At 72.9% G+C, this 18038-nt stretch carries 19 protein-coding genes; 9 read left to right on the forward strand and 10 right to left on the reverse strand.

Going from position 1 to position 18038, the window contains the following annotated elements; genetic code table 11:
- Positions 1-22 precede the first annotated feature (22 nt).
- Positions 23-595, reverse strand: a complete 573-nt coding sequence (locus tag Apa02nite_RS16345) for a TetR/AcrR family transcriptional regulator (protein WP_203825704.1) — start codon at positions 593-595, stop codon at positions 23-25.
- Between the two features lie 83 nt (positions 596-678).
- Between Apa02nite_RS16345 and Apa02nite_RS16350 the strand changes: the two genes are divergently transcribed.
- The 5 genes from Apa02nite_RS16350 to Apa02nite_RS16370 all read left to right on the forward strand — a co-directional run bounded on the left by Apa02nite_RS16350 (position 679) and on the right by Apa02nite_RS16370 (position 5600).
- Entirely contained in the window at positions 679-2343 is a 1665-nt protein-coding gene (locus tag Apa02nite_RS16350) for an FAD-binding dehydrogenase (RefSeq protein WP_239164351.1), read from the forward strand.
- Between the two features lie 46 nt (positions 2344-2389).
- Positions 2390-3166 (forward strand): SDR family oxidoreductase, encoded by a 777-nt coding sequence (locus tag Apa02nite_RS16355; protein WP_203825706.1) that lies wholly within the window; start codon positions 2390-2392, stop codon positions 3164-3166.
- Between the two features lie 48 nt (positions 3167-3214).
- On the forward strand, positions 3215-4168 hold the full coding sequence (locus tag Apa02nite_RS16360) for an aminoglycoside phosphotransferase/kinase family protein (RefSeq protein ID WP_203825707.1): 954 nt from the start codon (positions 3215-3217) through the stop codon (positions 4166-4168).
- Between the two features lie 45 nt (positions 4169-4213).
- Complete coding sequence (locus tag Apa02nite_RS16365) at positions 4214-5026, forward strand: MBL fold metallo-hydrolase (RefSeq protein WP_203825708.1); 813 nt, start codon at positions 4214-4216, stop codon at positions 5024-5026.
- A 214-nt stretch (positions 5027-5240) separates the two neighbouring features.
- Positions 5241-5600 (forward strand): PNPOx family protein, encoded by a 360-nt coding sequence (locus Apa02nite_RS16370; protein WP_203825709.1) that lies wholly within the window; start codon positions 5241-5243, stop codon positions 5598-5600.
- Between the two features lie 427 nt (positions 5601-6027).
- Here the strand turns inward: Apa02nite_RS16370 and Apa02nite_RS16375 are convergent, their stop codons facing one another.
- From Apa02nite_RS16375 to Apa02nite_RS16385, 3 genes are all read right to left on the reverse strand, one after another.
- A complete protein-coding gene (locus Apa02nite_RS16375) occupies positions 6028-6990 on the reverse strand; it encodes an NAD-dependent epimerase/dehydratase family protein (protein WP_203825710.1) in 963 nt (320 codons plus the stop codon).
- A gap of 62 nt (positions 6991-7052) precedes the next feature.
- Positions 7053-7526 carry a heme-degrading domain-containing protein gene (locus tag Apa02nite_RS16380; RefSeq protein WP_203825711.1) on the reverse strand — a complete coding sequence of 158 codons (474 nt, stop codon included), beginning with the start codon at positions 7524-7526 and terminating at the stop codon, positions 7053-7055.
- On the reverse strand, positions 7526-8287 hold the full coding sequence (locus Apa02nite_RS16385; protein WP_083971635.1) for a sulfite exporter TauE/SafE family protein: 762 nt from the start codon (positions 8285-8287) through the stop codon (positions 7526-7528). Before Apa02nite_RS16385 ends, Apa02nite_RS16380 begins: the two co-directional genes overlap by 1 nt.
- A 172-nt stretch (positions 8288-8459) precedes the next feature.
- On the opposite strand from Apa02nite_RS16385, the gene Apa02nite_RS16390 reads away from it, so the two are divergent.
- Both Apa02nite_RS16390 and Apa02nite_RS16395 read left to right on the forward strand, forming a co-directional pair.
- Positions 8460-11708 (forward strand): hypothetical protein, encoded by a 3249-nt coding sequence (locus Apa02nite_RS16390; protein ID WP_203825712.1) that lies wholly within the window; start codon positions 8460-8462, stop codon positions 11706-11708.
- 42 nt (positions 11709-11750) lie between these two features.
- The gene (locus Apa02nite_RS16395; RefSeq protein WP_203825713.1) at positions 11751-12521 is read left to right on the forward strand and encodes an endonuclease/exonuclease/phosphatase family protein; all 771 of its coding nucleotides are present in this window, start codon (positions 11751-11753) and stop codon (positions 12519-12521) included.
- 189 nt (positions 12522-12710) lie between these two features.
- On the opposite strand, the gene Apa02nite_RS16400 is transcribed toward Apa02nite_RS16395, so the two are convergent.
- Positions 12711-13208, reverse strand: a complete 498-nt coding sequence (locus Apa02nite_RS16400) for a GNAT family N-acetyltransferase (RefSeq protein ID WP_203825714.1) — start codon at positions 13206-13208, stop codon at positions 12711-12713.
- A 79-nt stretch (positions 13209-13287) separates the two neighbouring features.
- Between Apa02nite_RS16400 and Apa02nite_RS16405 the strand changes: the two genes are divergently transcribed.
- Together Apa02nite_RS16405 and Apa02nite_RS16410 are read left to right on the forward strand one after the other, a co-directional pair.
- Positions 13288-13746, forward strand: coding sequence for a MarR family winged helix-turn-helix transcriptional regulator (locus tag Apa02nite_RS16405; RefSeq protein WP_203825715.1), 459 nt, complete (start codon positions 13288-13290; stop codon positions 13744-13746).
- Complete coding sequence (locus Apa02nite_RS16410) at positions 13743-14162, forward strand: organic hydroperoxide resistance protein (RefSeq protein WP_067695030.1); 420 nt, start codon at positions 13743-13745, stop codon at positions 14160-14162. The genes Apa02nite_RS16405 and Apa02nite_RS16410 overlap by 4 nt, the downstream gene beginning before the upstream one ends.
- A 43-nt stretch (positions 14163-14205) precedes the next feature.
- Here the strand turns inward: Apa02nite_RS16410 and Apa02nite_RS16415 are convergent, their stop codons facing one another.
- The 5 genes from Apa02nite_RS16415 to Apa02nite_RS16435 form a co-directional block, all read right to left on the reverse strand.
- A complete protein-coding gene (locus tag Apa02nite_RS16415; protein WP_203825716.1) occupies positions 14206-15147 on the reverse strand; it encodes a PH domain-containing protein in 942 nt (313 codons plus the stop codon).
- Positions 15144-15509, reverse strand: coding sequence for a PadR family transcriptional regulator (locus Apa02nite_RS16420; RefSeq protein WP_203825717.1), 366 nt, complete (start codon positions 15507-15509; stop codon positions 15144-15146). Before Apa02nite_RS16420 ends, Apa02nite_RS16415 begins: the two co-directional genes overlap by 4 nt.
- Before the next feature lie 62 nt (positions 15510-15571).
- A complete protein-coding gene (locus tag Apa02nite_RS16425) occupies positions 15572-16276 on the reverse strand; it encodes a hypothetical protein (protein ID WP_203825718.1) in 705 nt (234 codons plus the stop codon).
- Positions 16277-16394: 118 nt separating this feature from the next.
- The gene (locus tag Apa02nite_RS16430; RefSeq protein ID WP_067695026.1) at positions 16395-16985 is read right to left on the reverse strand and encodes a MerR family transcriptional regulator; all 591 of its coding nucleotides are present in this window, start codon (positions 16983-16985) and stop codon (positions 16395-16397) included.
- A gap of 70 nt (positions 16986-17055) precedes the next feature.
- On the reverse strand, positions 17056-17853 hold the full coding sequence (locus tag Apa02nite_RS16435; protein WP_203825719.1) for an alpha/beta hydrolase: 798 nt from the start codon (positions 17851-17853) through the stop codon (positions 17056-17058).
- Between the last annotated feature and the right edge of the window lie 185 nt (positions 17854-18038).

An 18038-nucleotide genomic window follows, 5' to 3' on the forward strand; every position in this document is an offset into this window, starting at 1 on the left:
GCCGGGGCGAGAAGGGCCACATTCACCGTACGAGCAGGGCGTTCAGCAGCTGGGTGAGCCAGGTCCGGGCGGCATGCGCGTCGGCGTCAAGCAGTAACTGGACAGTCACGCCGTCGTACGCGGCGATCACGGCGCGGGCCGCGGCCGGGACGTCCGGCAGCGCGGCCGGCAGTGCGAGCGGGGTGCTGGCCAGCCGCTGCTCGATGGCCTCGCGCAGCCGGGCGCGGTGCTCGGCGAGCCGGCCGGCGACGTCCGGGTGGCGCGCGGCGTGCAGCAGGAAGTCCGTTTTGATCAGCAGCCAGTCGCGGTCGAGCAGCAGGGTCGACGCGGCCCGCTCGACGGCGTGGTGGAACGACGGGTCGGGGTCGGCCAGCGCCGCGGTGACCTGGGTCGCGATCAGGTCGGCGCGTTCGTCGTAGAGCGCGAAGAACAGCTCGTCGAGGCTGTCGAAGTTCGAGTAGAACGCGCCGCGGGTGTACCCGGCCGCGTCGCAGATCTCCTCGATCCGCACCTGGCCCCAGCCCTTGGCGGCGAAGACGCGCAGGGCGGCGTCGAGGAGCCGGCCACGGGTCTCGGCTCGGCGGCGGGTGACCATGGGGCGAGCATAGCCTTTGCATACATTCGTGTATCGGATACATTCGTGTATCGGAGTGGTGCAGGTCACCGTTGGAGGTAGCTGTGGACGTCATCGTGGTGGGCGCCGGACTGGCCGGTCTGGCCGCGGCCCATGAGGTCACCAGCGCCGGCAAGCGGGTGATCCTGATCGACCAGGAGAACGCGGCGAACCTCGGCGGGCAGGCCTGGTGGTCGTTCGGCGGGCTGTTCTTCGTCGACAGCCCCGAGCAACGCCGGGCCCGGATCCGCGACAGCGTCGAGCTGGCCTGGAGCGACTGGCGCGGCTCGGCCGGGTTCGACCGGATCGGCGACGAGGACTCCTGGGCGGTCAAGTGGGCCCGGGCGTACGTCGAATTCGCCGCCGGCGAGAAGCGGTCCTGGCTGGCCGGGATGGGGTTGAGCTGGCTGCCGTTCGCCGGCTGGGCCGAGCGCGGCGACCTGCGCGCCGGCGGGCACGGCAACTCGGTGCCGCGCTTCCACATCACCTGGGGCACCGGCACCGGCGTGGTCGAGCCGTTCGCGGCGTCCGCGCAGCGTGCTTTCAGTGATGGACTTCTCGAGTTCCGGCACCGGCATCGGGTCGACGAGCTGATCGTCGAAGGCGGTGTGGTGGTCGGCGTCCGCGGCCGGGTTCTGGCCGATGACGACGCCGCGCGCGGCGTGTCCTCCAACCGCGAGGAGGTTCGCGATTTCGAGGTACGCGCGCAGGCCGTGATCGTCACGACCGGCGGCATCGGCGCCAACCACGAGCTGGTCCGGCAGTACTGGCCGGCCCGGCTCGGCACCGCCCCGAAGGAGATGATCACCGGGGTGCCCGCCTACGTGGACGGGCGGATGCTCGGCATCGCCGAGGAGGCCGGCGCGCGCCTGGTCAACCGGGACCGGATGTGGCACTACACCGAGGGCATCCGCAACTGGGACCCGATTTGGCCGTCGCACGGCATCCGGATCCTGTCCGCGCCGTCACCGATGTGGTTCGACGCGCTCGGCCGCCGGCTGCCGCAGCCGTACTACCCGAGCTACGACACCCTCGGCACGCTGCGCTACCTGCGCACCACCCCGGAACTGGCCGAGCACGACCACTCCTGGTTCATCCTCACCCAGAAGATGATCGAGAAGGAGTTCGCGCTGTCCGGCTCCGAGCAGAACCCGGACCTGACCGCGAAGGATCGCAAGGCGTTCCTGCGTGACCGGCTGGTGGGCAAGGGCGCGCCCGGCCCGGTCGAGGCGTTCAAGCAGCACGGCGCGGACTTCGTGGTGGCGTCCACCCTCGAGGAACTGGTCGCCGGGATGAACAAGCTGACCGACTCGCCGCTGCTCGACCCGGCACACGTGCGCGGCCAGATCGAGGCGCGCGACCGGCAGCTGGCCAACAAGGTCACCAAGGACGCGCAGATCCAGGGGATCTACAACTCGCGGCGCTACATCGGCGACAAGATCGGGCGTACGTCGACGCCGCACCGGATCCTGGACCCGGCGGCCGGCCCGCTGATCGGCGTCAAGCTGCACATCCTGACCCGCAAAACCCTCGGCGGCATCCAGACTGATCTGGATTCCCGCGTCATCGGTACGGAAGGGCAGGTCCTGCCGGGGCTCTACGCCGCCGGCGAGGTCGCCGGGTTCGGCGGCGGCGGGGTGCACGGCTACAACGCCCTGGAGGGCACGTTCCTGGGCGGCTGCCTGTTCAGCGGCCGCGCGGCCGGCAGGCACGCGGCCGCGGCGGTCTGATCTTTTTGCCGGGTTTCCGAGAGCCGGGCAGTCCGGGAGGTAGCGGGTGGCAACGGTTCTGATCACCGGGGTCGGGCGGCAGCGCTCGATCGGCGCCACCCTCGCCGTCGGCCTGGCCGCAGACGGCTGGGACCTGGCGCTGAGCTACTGGTCGCCCTACGACGAGCGGATCGGCCTGGAACGCGGCGGCCACGACCCGGAGGACGTCGCCGAGCGGTGCCGGGCCCTGGGCCGCCGCGTCGACCTGCTGCCCGCCGACCTGACCAGCGTCACCGAGCCGGGCCGGCTGGTCGCGGCGGCCGCGGCCCACGGTTACCTGCGCGGGCTGGTGCTGTCGCACGCCGAGAGCACCGACAGCTCCGTGCTGGACACCACCGTGGAGAGCTGGGACCGGCATTTCGCGGTCAACGCCCGCGCGTCCTGGCTGCTGATCAAGGCATTCGCCGAGCAGTTGCCGCCCGCCTCTCCGGCCGCCTCCCCGGCCGGCGCGGTCACCGGGCGGATCGTCGCGCTGACCAGCGACCACACCGCGCACAACCTGCCGTACGGCGCGAGCAAGGGCGCCCTGGACCGGCTCGTGGTGGCCGCGGCGGTCGAGCTCGGGGCGCGCGGCGTGCGGGCCAACGTGGTCAATCCCGGCCCGATCGACACCGGCTGGATGACCCCGGAGATCCGCGAGTCCGGGATCCGGCAGACCCCGGCCGGCCGGCTGGGCACCGCGGACGACACCACCGACCTGGTCCGCTTCCTGATGTCCGACGCCGGCGGCTGGATCACCGGCCAGCTGCTGCACAGCAACGGCGGCTTCAAGACCAGCGGCTGACCGTTATCCGCTTCTCGCCAGGCGACCCGGATTGTTAGCGTTCCGTGCATGCTGTCCGATCCGGCCCAGGAGCTGGCCACCGCGTTCGCCGCCGGCTCGGCGACCGGGCCGCTGACCCCGGTCGCCGGTGGCATCTCGCACGAGCTGTTCGAGCTGCGTACGACCACCGGCCGCTACGCCGCCAAACGCCTCCACGAGGTGCCGGAACGGTGGTGGTGGGACGAGTACCACGCCGCGGCCCGGATCGAACAGGCCGCCGCCGCGGCCGGGGTGCGCCTGCCCGCCCGGCACGCCCCGCTGGTCGTGGCGCTCGACTCCGGCGCTGGTCCGCGGCACTGGCAGCTGCACGACTGGTGCGACGGGCACCACCCGACCGGCCCTGGTGACGAGGTCGCCGACTGGACCGGCGCCACCCTCGCCCTGTTGCACCAGCGCCCCGGCGGCGACCTGCCCGCCCTGGCCGCCCTGCACCCGGTCGACGCCTGGCACGACTGGCTGGCCGGCCACGAGACCGCCTTCGCCCAGCAGGTCCGCGAGCAGTTGCCGACCGTCGCCGCGGTACTGGCCTACGTCGCCGAACCCGGGCCGCCGCTGACCGCGGTCGCCTCACACCGCGATGTCAAACCCGACAACGTGCTGATCACGGCCACCGGTCCGGTCCTGCTCGACTGGGACAGCGCCGGCCCGGAGACCGCGGAACACGAGGTCCTGCGGTCGGCTCTGGCCATGGGCTTCCTCGAAAAACACCATTTCGTACGGACGATCGCGGCCTACCGACGAGCCGGCGGTCGTGCCCTCCCGGCGGACCCGGCCCTGTTCCACGGCATCGTGGAAGCGCAACTGCGCACCGCGGAGTGGCTGCTGTGGCGCGCTCTCGGGCACCGCGACGACGACGCGCCCACCCGCGCCCGGTCCGCAATCGCATGCCTGGCCCGGCTCCGCGGCGCCGCCAAGAACCTGCGGCTCATCCCGGAGTGGGCCGGCTGGCTCAAGGGCACCTGAAAGTGCCTTCTGTCCGGTCGGGACACGCCGCCATAACGTCGGATCATGACCGAACACCGGATCCACACGTACACCGCGGCCGAGGCGGGACTGTTCGTCAACAGCTACCTGGTCGAGACCGCCGGCGGGGTCGTCCTGGTCGACGCGAGCCTGTTGTTGTCCGACGCCCGCGCGCTCGCCGACCGGATCACGGCGTTGCGCAAGCCGCTGCTCGGCGTGTTCGTCACGCACGCGCACCCGGACCACTTCAACGGGCTGCCGACCGTGGCCGGCCCGGACGTCCCGGTGTACGCGGCCGCCGAGGTGGCCGCCACGATCGCCCGGATCGCCGACGAGAAACGCGCCCAGTGGCAGCCGGTCTACGGCGACGAGTGGCCCGACCGGCACCGGGTCCCGGAGCACCGGCTCGCCGACGGGGAGGCGGTGGAGCTGGGCGGGCTGCGGTTCGTCGTGCACACCGTCGGCGCGGCGGAGAGTCACGCGGACTCGTACGTCGTACTGGAAAATCGGGTCTTCCTCGGCGATCTGGCCTTCAACGGTGTCCATCCGTATACCGCTGACGGGCACACCGGCGCGTGGCTCGCCGGCCTGGACACGCTCACGGCCGCCCTCGACGGTCGCGAGCTGCTGCCCGGGCACGGCGCGCCGGGTGACGTCGGCATGCTGCGCGATCAACAGCGCTACCTGCTGAAATACCGCGAGACGGTCACCGACCTGGCCGCCGGCGCATCGACCGTGACCGACGACCAGCGCGAGCAGCTGACCAAGGTGATGACCGGCTACCTGCCCGACGCCCCGCTGACCTGGATGATCGGGCTGGGCGCCGACGCGGTCGCCGCCGAGCTCGCCACCCGCTGACGCCACCGCCCGGCTGGTGCTCACGGCTGTTTCGGCGGCCGTGAGACGGCCGTCAGCGCCAGCCGGGGCCTGCTGTCGCCGGTTCGTTCGTTCGCTCGTTCGCTCGTTCGTTCGTTCGCTCGTTCGCTCGTTCGCTCGTTCGGGAGTGAGGCAAATTTCGGCGGGCTGTTCCACTTCGGTGGAGCGGGGCCGGTGGGTCACTACCGTGCGGATCATGAAGCAGGGATTGTCACGGTTGCGGTTCGTCCAGCTGGTCAACCGGGGTGTCACCCGGTTGACCCTGTCGCCTCGATGGGGGCGGCTGGTCGGCCGGGGCATCGCGATGCTGACCTACACCGGGCGCAGGTCCGGGCGGACCTTCACCATCCCGATCGGGTACCGCCGCACCACCGGCGGCATCCTCATCGCGGTGGCGCTGCCGGACGCCAAGACCTGGTGGCGCAACTTCCTCGGCGACGGCGGCCCGCTCTCGGTCAAGCTGGACGGCGTCGACCGCGCGGGGCACGCGACCGCCCACCGCGACGACCGCGGCCGGGTCACGGTCGCCGTGCGCCTCACCGACGTCCCGGGGTAGGTGGGCACGGCCACCCCGCCGCTCCCGGCCGTCCCGACCCCCGATGCCGCACATCCCCGGGTACGCCGCAGCGCGCGCTCCTCCCCGCTCCCGGGCGACAAAAATAGGCACCCGCCGCAGCCGGGCTGGCGCTCACGGCCCCCTCAAGTGCCCCGAGGCAGCCGTCAGTACCAGCCGGACGAGTCGCACCGCGCCCAGCCGCCGGGTCCCGGCTGGCTACCAGGGGTGTCTCAGGTACCCGGAAGCACCTCTGCTGCCCAGCCGGCCCGCGCTGGCTGGGCGGCAGAGGTGTGTCGAGCGTTCGGACACACCCCTGGCGCCCAGCCGCCCCGTGCGGGCTGGCTGCCAGGGGTGCCTCGAGCGCCGCGACACACCCCTGACGACCAGCCGGGACCGGGACCGGGACCGGGGGCTGTTGGGGGTGGGGCTAGGGCAGCAGCAGCTTTTCCTCTGCTGCGGGTTCGAGGCCCACCGACGGCCGGTCGGTGCGCTGCGGGGCCGCGCCCGGCAGGGACGACAACCACGCCCACGTGTCCGCCACCGTCTCCCGCACCGGGCGGCACCGCAGGCCCGCCGCCAGGGCCTTGCTCACATCGGCGCGGTGCATGAAGTCGTGGCTGTCGCCCGGCGGGAGCCAGATCGGCAGGTCGGTCCAGGGTTCGACGCCGGCGGCCAGGATCCGGTCCGGGTCGGTCCAGCGCAGGTCCGCGTGGTCGCCGGTGACCTCGTTCGCGGTGTCCAGCAGGGAACCCATCGTGGCGTGGCCGGACTCGCTGACCACGTTGAACGCGCCGGTCACCCCGACGTTGGCCAGGAGGAACCGGGCCAGGTCGCGGGCATCGACGTATTGCAGGGGCAGGTCGCGCGGGCCGGGGGCCAGGGTCGGGCCGCCGCGGTGCAGGCGGTGCAGCCACCACGGGAGCCGGCCGACGTCCTCATGCGGGCCGAGAATCAGGCCGGCCCGGGCGAACAGCACCGGGCCGCCGAACGCCGCGGTCGCCTGCTCGCCGCGCAGCTTGTCGCCGGCGTAACCGGGGTCGTCGAGGTCGGTGAGCGGGGCGTCCTCGGTGAGCACGTCGGTGGACAGCCAGCGGTAGACCGAGCGGCTGGAGACGTACGCGAAATGGCCCGCACGGCCCGCCAGCAGCGCCGCGGCCGTGCCCACCGCGGACGCCTGCGCCGACCAGGTGTCGACGACCGCGTCCCAGGTGCCGGTCGCGAGCGCGGCCAGACCGCCGTCGGTGAGCCGGTCACCGAGCAGCGTGGTGGTGCCCGGCACCGGATCGCGCTGACCGCGGTTGAACACTGTCACGTCGTGGCCGGCCGCGAGCGCCTCATGAGCGAGCGCACGACCGACGAAACCGCTGCCGCCGAGGATCAGAATCCGCATGGGCCGAGCCTGCCCCGAGGAACCGGCCCGGCCCACAAAGATCTGCTGACGGCAGAGAGAAATCAGCTGCCCAGGAACGTCGAGATCGCCTCGACCACCAGCGCGTGGTCCTCCGCCTGCGGCAGGCCGGAAACGGTCACCACCCCGACCACCCCGACCCCTGCGATCCGCACCGGGAACGCGCCACCGTGCGCCGCGAACAGCGTCGGGTCGACCCCCATGGCCGGCCCCAGCTCCCGGCCCTTGGCCGCCAGTTGCCGCCCGATCAGGAACGACGAACTCGCGAACCGGTACACCACCCGGACCTTGCGCTCGATCCACGCGTCGTTGTCGGCGGTCGAGCCGGCCAGCCCGGCGTGGAAGAGTTGCTGCTCGCCGCGGCGGATGTCGACCGCGACCGGGAGGTTCCGCTCGGTGGCCAGCGTCACCAGCAGGGACCCGAGGGCCCACGCGTCGGCCTCGTCGAAGTGCGGGAAGACCAGCCGCTTCTCCTGGTCCTCGATCTCGGCGATCAGTTGCTGCGCTTCGTCGCTCATCACATCATTCTGAACTGATCGACGCCGAGCTTGATGATCAGGGCGAGGACAACGATCAAGAGCACTATGCGTACGAACCCGGAGCCCTTGCGCAGCGCCATCCGCGCACCGACCACCGCGCCGGCGACGTTGCAGACCGCCATCCCGGCGCCGAGCAGCCACGCCACGTGCCCGGTCGCGGCGAACACGATCAGCGCGCCCAGGTTCGTGCCGGTGTTGACGAGTTTCGCCATCGCGGAGCCGTGCACGAAGTCCGCGCCGACGATCGTGGTGAACGCGAGCACCAGGAACGTGCCGGTGCCCGGCCCGATCAGCCCGTCGTACGTGGCGACCAGCCCACCGGCGACCGCCACGGCCAGCCCCCGCCGCAGCGTGGTGCGTTTCTCCGCGTGCTCGGTCAGGCCCATCGCCGGGCGCACCGTCACGAACACCGCGACCGCGATCAGCACCGCGAGCACCACCGGCCGGTACGCGCTCGCCGGGATCTGCCCGGCCAGCAGCGCTCCGCACCCGGCGCAGAGCAGCGCGAGTCCCGCGGACGGCCCGGCCACCGCCCAGTCGATCTTCGTGCGGCGCGCGTAGGTGACCGCGGCCGTGCTGGTGCCGCAGATCGCGGCGAGCTTGTTGGTGCCGAGCGCGGTCGGCAGCGGCAGTTGCGGCGCGGCGACCAGCAGCGCCGGCAGCAGCAGGAGCCCGCCCCCGCCGACGACCGCGTCCACCCACCCGGCGGCCGCGGCCGCGATCAGGAGCGTGACGATCACTTCCGGCCACGGTGCTTCTGCAGCCACATCCCGAACATCGCGACGGCGATGAACACCATCATCGTGCAGCAGAGCGCCTTGGTGAACATCCACACGTCCCGTCGATAGCCGCGTCCGTACCGGTGGAGGCTACCTGCCCGGCCGCGTTGACCTTGTGCGGCACAATCCCCGGGTGCTGTCCGACGCGCTCGACCAGGTGCCCTACCCACAACGGATCTCCACCCTGCTGCGTCTGCTGCGCGCGCAGGACGATCCCGGTGCGCGGATCGCCGAGCTCGCGACCGGCGGACCCTACGAGCGGCACCTGGCGGTGGTCGCGGCCGCCGCGTTCGACTTACGACCGATGGTGGTCACTGCCCTGCACGATCCAGATCCTTCGGTACGGGCGGAAGCGACCCGGCAGGCGCTCCGGCTGGGCTGGGCGACCGGGAGTGAGGTGCTGGCCGAGGCTCCGCCCGTACTCCGGAAGTTGATCCTGAAGTTGCTGCGGCAGCGACCCGGCAGCGGTGACGCGGTGATCGGTCTGGTCCGCAGCCGTCACGGCGACCACGAGGCGGCGGCCCTGCTCGCGGCGTGCACCCCGGAGACGGCCGCGCGGCTGCTCCCGGACCTGGCGCCGTCGATCGCCGGGTGGAAGGTCCTCGCCCGGCGGCACAGCGGTGTGGTCCTGGACTGGGTGGACGCCCGGCTGACCGCGACACCGGACTGGGCGGCGGTGCTGGCCCCGGTCCGGGCATGTCTGCACGCTGAGCCGGCCCGGGTGCTCGACCTGCTGGAACGCCACGCCCTGGGCACCCTGCCGGAGGTGGACCTGGCCCCGCTCGCCGCCCGGTTCCCGGCTCGGGTGCTGACCCTGCTGACCACCCGGGACCTGGGCGGTCACGCCTACCGGTACGTGACGCCCCGGGTGCGCCGGCACCTGAGCGCCGGGCTGGGCCTCGACGGCCTGGTCGTCGTCGATGCGCTCGACTACCAGTTCCTGCGGATGTTGCCGCCGGCCCGGCGCGACGAGGTCTTCGCCGCGGCGCCGCAGGCGGAGCTGCCGTGGGAGGGCCGGATCGAGGTGCTGCCGGAGCGCACCCGGGTGCGGGAGGTGCGCCGGGTGCTGGCGCTGCCGCAGATCGCCGCGGACCCGCACGCCACGCTGCGGTGGAGCCGCTACCTGCCGGCCGCCGAGGCGCTGCCGCTGCTCGACGGGCAGTTGAGCTCCGCCGACGCCCACGATCGGGGTCAGGCGTACGACTGGATGGTCGGGGTCGCCTGCCGGGAGCCGGCCGCGCAGCCCGAGGTGATGCGGCGGCTGCTCCGGATGCGCAACGAGCGCGAGGCGGTCTGGCGCCCCATGCTGGAGGAGCTGTCCTTGCTGATCCCGCACCTGGTGCCGGCCGTGGTGCCGGCGCTGACCGAGCTCACCGACGCGGTGCTCGAGGCCCGGGACCTGTCCTCGCGCACCCGGACCGTGCTGGCCGAGCTGGCCTACGGGGCGCTGACCGACCCGCTTCCCGGCGCCGAGGTGACCGGATGGGTGCTCGGCATGATCGCCCGGCTGCCGATCGAGTCCTGGGTCGACCGGCCGCTGCGACCCGGCGCCGAGCACCTGCTCACCGCGACGCTGCGTAAACGGATCACCGCCGACCCGGCCGAGCTGTTCCGCCTGGTCGACCTGCTGCAGACCCGGGCCCGGCACGTGCCCGAGCTGCAGGACCTGCTGCGCCGTGCGGCGGCGCCCACGTCCCCGCCGGAGATCCGCGCGGAGGCCGTGAAGTGGTGGCTGGACGATCCGCACACCCGCGCCGCCCGGGTCGCCGAGCTGCTGCGCGAGGACCCCGCGGCGATCCGGTTCGCCCCGGTGTGGCGGGAGGTGACCGGCTACAGCACCACGCTGCTCGACCCTTTGGTGACCGGCCCGCCCACGCACGTCCGCCGGTGGACGCCCCGGCAGCAGCGGGTTTATGCCACGGCGTCGGCGGCCGTCGCCGCCGACACGGATCTGCAGGTGGGCCCGCGCGTCGCGGCGCTGAAGCACCTGGCCCGGGTGCCGGTGGCCGGCCGTGAGCTGCTGGCCGGTTTCCTGGACGCGCCCGATGTGCCGATCGCGGAGGCGGCGCTGGGTGCGCTGCCGTGGACGGATCGGCCTGACGAGGCGCTGCCGGTGCTGCTCGGTTATGCGGGCGGCCCCCGGGCCCGGGTGGCACTGCCGGCCGCCGAGCGCGCGGCCCGGTTCGTGAGCGCCCCGACGCTGCTCGCGCTGCTGCGCGGCGTCCTGCTCGCGCCACAACCCGATACTTCGGTCGTGCCGCAGGCCGGGCCGGTCGGGGTGACCAGCCGGAAGGCCGCGATCCGGATCCTCGCCCGGTATGGCCCGCCGGAGGCCACCGGCCTGCTCGCCGAGGTGTGGCACGCACCCGGCGCCCACCCGGACGTGCGGGCCGTGGTCCTCACCGCCCTGCGGACCGCGACGCCGATCCCCTGGGAGATCTTCACGGAGGCGGCGCACGCCACGGTCCCCGTCGAGGTGCGGGCGCTGCTCGCGGTCACCCCGGCGGAGCTGACCGAAACCGATCGGCCCCGGTTCGCGGCGCTCGTCGTCGCGGTCTGCGCGAGCCCGGACCGGCAGATCTCCCGGGCGGGGTTCGACAAGCTCGGGCAGTGGCTCCGCTGGGCGCCCGGGGCGACCGCCCGGATCGTCGACGTGCTCGGCGATCCGGATCGGACCGGTCCGCAGGCGTCCTGGTACGGCGACGGCCCGAAGTCGCTGGTCGAGGCGCTGCTGGACGTCCCGCAGGACCCGGAGTACAGCGCGCTGGAGACCGTCGTCGACCGGCTGGCCGCCCGCGACCGGCAGGACCCGGAGCCGGGCACCTGGGATCACGACCGCCCGGCCCGCCGCTGCGTGATCCGCATCGTCGCCGACGTGTCGACCTGGGCGCAGGCCCACCGCCCGGCGCGGGACCAGGCCGCGGCGCGGGGCCACGGCCCGGCGCACGCCGCGGGCGAGCGCGGCCCGGCCGGCTTCGCGTCGCTGCGTGCTGTCGCGCGCCGGCTCGCGTCGCACCCCGGGTTCCTGGGTGAGGGCGCCGAGCTGCTGCTCACCCTGGCCGACCTGGACCCGGCCCGGCTCGCCGAGGTCGCCGACCTGGCCGCCGCCCGCCCCACCCTCGCGGTCCGGCTGGCCGCGCAGCTCGCCGGCACCCGCCCGGAGCGCGCCCACGCGGACGAGCACCTGGCCACCGCCCGGCAGCTCGCCGACCGTGGCGACCTGGCCGGTGGTCTGTTCGCGCTGACCCTGGTCACCACGCTGGGTGAGACGTCCACGCCGTCCCGCTGGAACGACGCGTGCCAGCGGGAGATGCGGCACCTGCGCGGCCGCCCGCACCCGGAGGTCGCCGAGGCGGCGCTGCGCCAGGCCATGGTCCGGTAGGCCGGGCGGCCCGGCCGTGCCCGTGTTGACTAGGGTCGGCGTGTGCGTCTGGCCACCTTCAATCTGTTGCACGGCAGGTCGCTGTCCGACGGCGTGGTGCACGCCGACCGGATCCGGGCCGCGGTCGCCGACCTCGACGCCGACGTGCTCGGTCTGCAGGAGGTCGACCGGGCCCAGCCGCGCTCCGGCAACCTCGACCTGACCGCGCTGGCCGCCGAGGCCCTCGGTGCGTCCGTGCACCGGTTCGCCGCCGCGGTGGTCGGCACCCCCGGCGAGATCTGGCAGCCCTGGCACGCCGAGGCCGACACCGCCCACCCGCAGTACGGGATCGCCCTGGTCACCCGCTATCCGGTGCAGCGCTGGCAGATCACCCAGCTGCCGGCCGCGCCGGTGCGGTCGCCGGTGCTCACCCCGCAGGGTCTGCTGCTGCTCAAGGACGAACCGCGGGTGCTGCTCGCCGCGGTCCTGGAGACTCCGCACGGGCTGCTCAGCGTCGGCACCACGCACCTGTCGTTCGTGCCCGGCTGGAACGTGCGCCAGCTGCGCCACGCGGTCCGCGCCCTGCGTGCCCTGCCGGCGCCGCGGATCCTGCTCGGCGACCTGAACATGCCGTCCGGCCCGGTGCGCGCGTTCACCGGCTGGCGGCCGCTGGCCCGCGCGGCGACGTTCCCGAGCCCGTTCCCGCGCACCCAGCTCGACCACGTGCTGGCCGACCCGCGCGGCAACAAGGCGCTGGGCCGGGTGGTCCAGGTCCGCACCCCGCACCCGGCGGTCTCCGACCACCGCCCGCTGGTCGTCAGCCTCGACCGCTGACCGCCGCCAGGTTCCCGGCTGGTTCTGAGGGGTCCTTCGGTACGGGTGAGGCACCCCTGGGAGCCAGCCGGCGCGCGGGAGGCGCGCCGCGGTCCGGAGTGGCAGCGGTGTCGCGCGGCCTCACGGGCGGGACGTGGCTCGTAGCCTACGGACGGGCGCTCCGTATGCGTACCACATAGGGGTTGGCGGTCAGGGGCGGAGATAAACGTCTTCGAGGCCGTCCTCCGGGTCCCACTGCTCGCCGATCTTGCGGAAGCCGAGGCCGCGGATGGTGGCGCGGGAGCCGGCGTTGTCCGGGCGGATGCTGGCGCGGACGCCGGTGACGCGGGGATCGGCGTCGGCGCGGTCGAGCAGGGCCCGCAGGATCGCGCGGGCGTAACCCCGGCGGCGGTGTTCCGGATCGACCGAGTAGGCGACCTCGACGATGCCGTCGGCGTCCGGGGGACCGTGGAAACCGCCGTGGCCGACGACGACACCCTCCGGGTCGGCGAGCACGGCGCGGGCGATCCAGTCGGCGGCTTCCGGGTCGGCGTGGATGTCGTCCAGGCGGATGCGCCACAGCCAGTTCTCGTCGACCAGGAACTGACTCAGCGGCGTCTCGGCGGCTTTGCTCGCGGCGTCCAGGTCGCCGTCGATGAGAGCGGTCAGGACAGCGGGCGAGAGCTTCAGGAAGCGGATGACCGGCATCTCGCGATGATCACATGGGGTGGTGGCCCACGCCACCATTCAGTTGTGCACAACTGAATTGCGCGCTACTGTTCTGGGCATGGCGGAGAGCACGGCACTGGACGAGATGATCTGCTTCCAGCTCTATGCGGCCAGCCGATCCATGACCGGGCTGTATCGGCCGCTGCTGGACCCGCACGGCCTGACGTATCCGCAGTACCTGGTGTTGCGGGTGCTCTGGCACGACGGTTCGACCACGGTCCGTGACCTCGGCCGCACGCTCCAGCTCGACAGCGGCACCCTCTCGCCGCTGCTGAAACGCCTCGAGGCGCAGGGCCACCTGGTCCGCACCCGGGGCGCCGACGACGAGCGCACCGTCCTGATCACCCTCACCGGCGCCGGCCAGGCGCTGCGCGACGAGATCGGTGACCTCACCCAGGCTCTGCTCTGCTCGATCAACCTCACGGTCGACGAGCTGACCCAGCTGAACCAGCTGTTGCTCCGCGCCCGCGGAACCTCGGCGCTCGACGAATCCCCTAGAAAGGTGACCCCCGCATGACCGCGATCTACACCGCCTCTGCCACCGCTACCGGTGACGGCCGCAACGGTCACGTCCGCTCCAGCGACGGCGTGCTCGAGTTCGACCTGGCCATCCCGAAGGAGATGGGTGGCCCCGGCGGTGCGCTGACCAACCCGGAGCAGCTGTTCGCGGCCGGTTACGCCGCCTGTTTCCACAGCGCCCTCAAGCGGGTCGCCAGCGCGCAGAAGGTCACCCTGACCGACACCGCGATCACCGTCGACGTCGGCATCGGCCAGCTGCCCAGCGGCGGTTTCGGCCTGTCGGTCGAGATCGAGGCCGAGCTGCCCGGGCTGAGCGAGGAGCAGGCGACCGCGGTGCTCGAGGCCGCGCACCAGCTGTGCCCGTACTCGAACGCGACCCGCGGCAACGTCGAGGTCAAGCTCACCGTCGCCTGAGACGTGTCTGTGGCCCGGAGCCCCTGGGGGTTCCGGGCTGTTCTCATTCGTCGAGTTCTTCGGGGTCGTCGTCCTCGTCGAGGTCGAGCAGCGCCGCGAGGGCCTTCAGCTGTCGCTCCGGGAGGTGCTCGAGGTGGTCGATCAGCCGTTGCCGCAGCTCGGCGGGCGCTTCGTCGATTCCCAGCCGAGCCTCGACGGCGGCCGGCTCATACATCTCCTCTACCACACGCAGGTAGATTTCCGACGGGTTCGGAATGTCCTTGACCGACCGCATCCCGCGGCCCCGCCCGGCGGACTCCAGGGTGAACGTGCCGTAGTCGAGCAGGCGTCCGGTCATCGACTGGGTGTATTTCATGTCGGTGACCCGCAGCAGCGGGAGCATCGACACTCGTCGGCTGAGCACGCCCGACGTCACCATCAGCCGCTTGTTCGTGATGACGAACCGGGCGAAACGCCAGTCCAGCACCCGGTGGCCGGCCCGCAGGACGAAGAGCACCGGGATCACGGTGACCGCGACCGTCTCGAGCGTTCCGTCCCACTGCCGGAATGCCGCCACGACAGCCAGCGTGGCGATGGCGGCAGCGGCCGCGATGCTCTTCACCGGGCGGATCCAGTGATGTGTCCACTCGCCGCGGTAGCGCTCGGTGGGGAAGAGCCGCATCGCCACCAGATCGCTCGGGTCGACCTCGTCGGCGTCCTCCGCATACGGCTGCACGGTCAGCTCACGCCGCAGCCAGGCGGGGATGGCCCTGACCAGAAAGCCAAGCGCGGTGATCAGCTTGAGCAGCTTGCCCGGCCGGTCGTCGGTGACCAGCGCCTGCAGCTCCTCGGCGCGGACCTCGGCGCGCGGGGTGTCGCCGTACCGCAGGTGCGCCGACTTGCGGATCACCACCCGGGCCAGCCACGGCGAGACATCGGACATCTCGTTGATCGCGAGGCCGGAGATCAGGCCGAGCACGGCCACCGTGATCCCGTTCCCGCTCATCGCGACCCGCCGCCGAACGCCGGTGACCAGCGGGACAACCCCAGCCGGGTGAGCACGGCGTGGATGCCGGAGGCTGCCGGGCGCCGCTCGGCGATCAGCCGGGCCGCCTCGATCCGGCCGTTGGGCGTCAGCCGGTACAGCCGCCGCCGGGGCCGGCCCGGAGCGGAATCCGGATCCCACTCGCCGGTGATCCACTCGGCGGTCTCGATCCGGTCGAGGACACCGTAGACGGTGGGACCGGACCGCTTCGTCTCTTTCATGATCGCCCAGCCGTGGACGCCGCGGTCGTCGTCCTGCCAGGCGCTCAGGAACACTTCCAGGACGTCCAGCAGCGGGCTCGTGACCCTCGTCGACGCTGCCATGGCGCTTATCTTAGCTATATCGGATAACGCCACGCCACGATTCGATCACTCAAGGTAGTTGATCACGTCGTGGCGGGCGGCCATCCAGGTCCGCGATTGTTCGGTACGGCGGGGGAGCCGCGGTCGGCGACCTGCCGGCGCGCCTCGCCGGCCAGGTGCGGGTAGGTGGCAGCGATCACCGCGTAAACGGTGTCGCGGATCGCGGCGGTGGCCTCGGCCCGGCCCACCCGGGCGTAGAGCCCGTCGAGCACCGCGTCGTAGACCGTGGTCTCCTGGCGCAGGTAGTCGACCATCCAGCGGTGCAGGGTGGCCGGCTCGACGGTGTCCGCGGTCGCCGGATCGGGGGCCTGGCCGAGGTCCGCCGACCGTTGCCGGTCGAGCCGGTTGCGGTGGGCGACCGCCAGCCGGGCCAGTTTCGCGGTGTCCAGGATCGGCACCCGGATGTCGAGCGCGGCGACCTCGGCCAGCAGCGCGGCCCGGCGGCCCTCGGTGATCGCCCGGCCGCGGGCGGCGCGCAGCACCGACTGCTCGCGCCATCGCCGCCACTGCTCGGTCTCCTCGGCCGCGACCACCCGGGCCAGATCGAACAACAGCATCGGGGCCGGGCGGAACACCGGGCCCGGCTCGGTGAGGTCGGGTGCGCCGAGGAACCGGCGGATCGCCGCCACGGTCCAGCCCCGCTCGGCGAGACCGCCCGCGCTGACGTAGTCGTCGTCGTCCGTCACCGGCGGGGGCGCCGGACGTCGTGGGGCATGCCGCAACTGCATGCCCGTCATCTTGTCGTCGGTCAATGCCGCCCTGCCAGACAGCTGGTCCGTCTGGGTGCTCCGGAACACCCGGACGGACCAGCCACGGCCGGTGCGGCACTCGGCCGGCCCGCGGCTCTCAGCCGGTCGGCGGCAGGTGGCGGGCGCGCTGTGCCTGCATCGCCTCGACCTGCTCCGGCGTCATCGCGGCCAGCGCCGCCGAGCGCCGTTCCCGCATGGCGGTCAGCTCCTGCGGGGTCAGCGTGGCGGCGTACTCCTGCCGCCGGCGCTGCATCTCGGCGAGCTGTTCCGGGGTGAGTGGCTGATCCATGGTGACCATCTCCTCGATCAACTGGACGAACTCGGACGTCGACGGCTCGGCCATCCGGTCGAGCGCGCCGAGCACCCCGTGCAGGCGGGCCCGCAGGCTCATCCCGCGCCGGATCCGTTCCTCGGTCTCGGCGAGCTGCCGGCGCAGCAACCCGACCGGGTCACCGGACGCCGCGCCGAGCGTGTCGCGGATCTCGGCCAGGCTCAGCCCGAACCCGCGCAGCGCCAGGATCACGTGCAACCGGCGCACGTCCGCGCCGGTGTAGCAGCGATGCCCGCCCGCGGTGCGGGCCGACGGCACGAGCAGACCGAGCCGGTCGTAGTGGTGCAGCGCCCGGACCGTCACACGGGTGGCCCGGGCCAGCTCACCGACCCGCCATTGGCGTGGGGACTCGTCCACCGAACCCTCCTTTCCGGGGTACGCCGTCGACGGTATGACCTGACGCGACGTCGGGTTCAAGCCCGGTTCGTCACGACGCCAGGAAACCCTCCGCGCTGAGCCAGGCCGCGCAGTTCTCCGCCCAGCGCGCGGTGTGCGGAATGTGGATCTCGCCGTGGTCGCCGTACGCGACACCGTTCGCCAGGCCCAGTCCGTGCTGCCCGTGCGGGTAGATGTGCAGCTCCACCGGGATGTCGGCGGCGAACAGGGCGGACGCGTAGGCCAGGGCGTTGGGGAACCCGGGCGGGTCCTCGGCGGTCGCCCAGAGGAACGTCGGGCAGGTCGCGGCGTCGATGTTCCGGGCCGGGGAGAGCTCGTCGCGCAACGCCATCCGCCCGTCCAGCACGAACGAGACCGGCGCGTCCGGCAGCAGGTGCAGATCCGCCACCGCGTAGGCGAGGATCGCGAAGTCCGGCCGCGGCGGCGCGGCGTCGAGCCGTTCCGCGGACATCACCGTGCCGGTCGCCAGCAGCCCGGCGATGTGCCCGCCGGCGCTGGAGCCGATCACACCGACGTGCTCGCCGACGTCGAGGCCGTGCTCGCCGGCCCGGATCCAGTCCAGGGCGGCGCGGCCGGCCTCCAGCGGCGCGGGGAAGCGGTGGTCGGTCATCAGCGGGTACCGCAGCACGAACGCGTGCAGTCCGATCCCGCTCAGCCAGCGGGCGTAGCCCTCGCCCTCGTGCTCGGCGTGGAACCGGTACCCGCCGCCCGGGAACACCAGCACGGCCGGGCGTGGCCCGGTGAAGCGCCGGTCGGCGGGGTAGGTGGTGATGTCGAGCGCACCGTCGGCGTGGTCCCGCCGGGCGGTGCTGGTGGTGTTGATGGTCATGCATTCCTCTCGTCGTCAGTGCGGACGACGGAGGCGGCAACAGCCCGGATACCAGCGCGGTGGGGAATGGGAGGCACAGAAATCCGGATAGGACCGACCGAGAGCGCAGCGCTCAGCGGTGGCGTGAAGTTGCCGCCTCCATCGTGTCGGCCCATCCGGGGCTCGCCGACACGGTAACACGCGGA

Origin of the sequence: Actinoplanes palleronii (genome assembly GCF_016862315.1) — a bacterium.
Taxonomy (GTDB): Bacteria; Actinomycetota; Actinomycetes; order Mycobacteriales; family Micromonosporaceae; genus Actinoplanes; species Actinoplanes palleronii.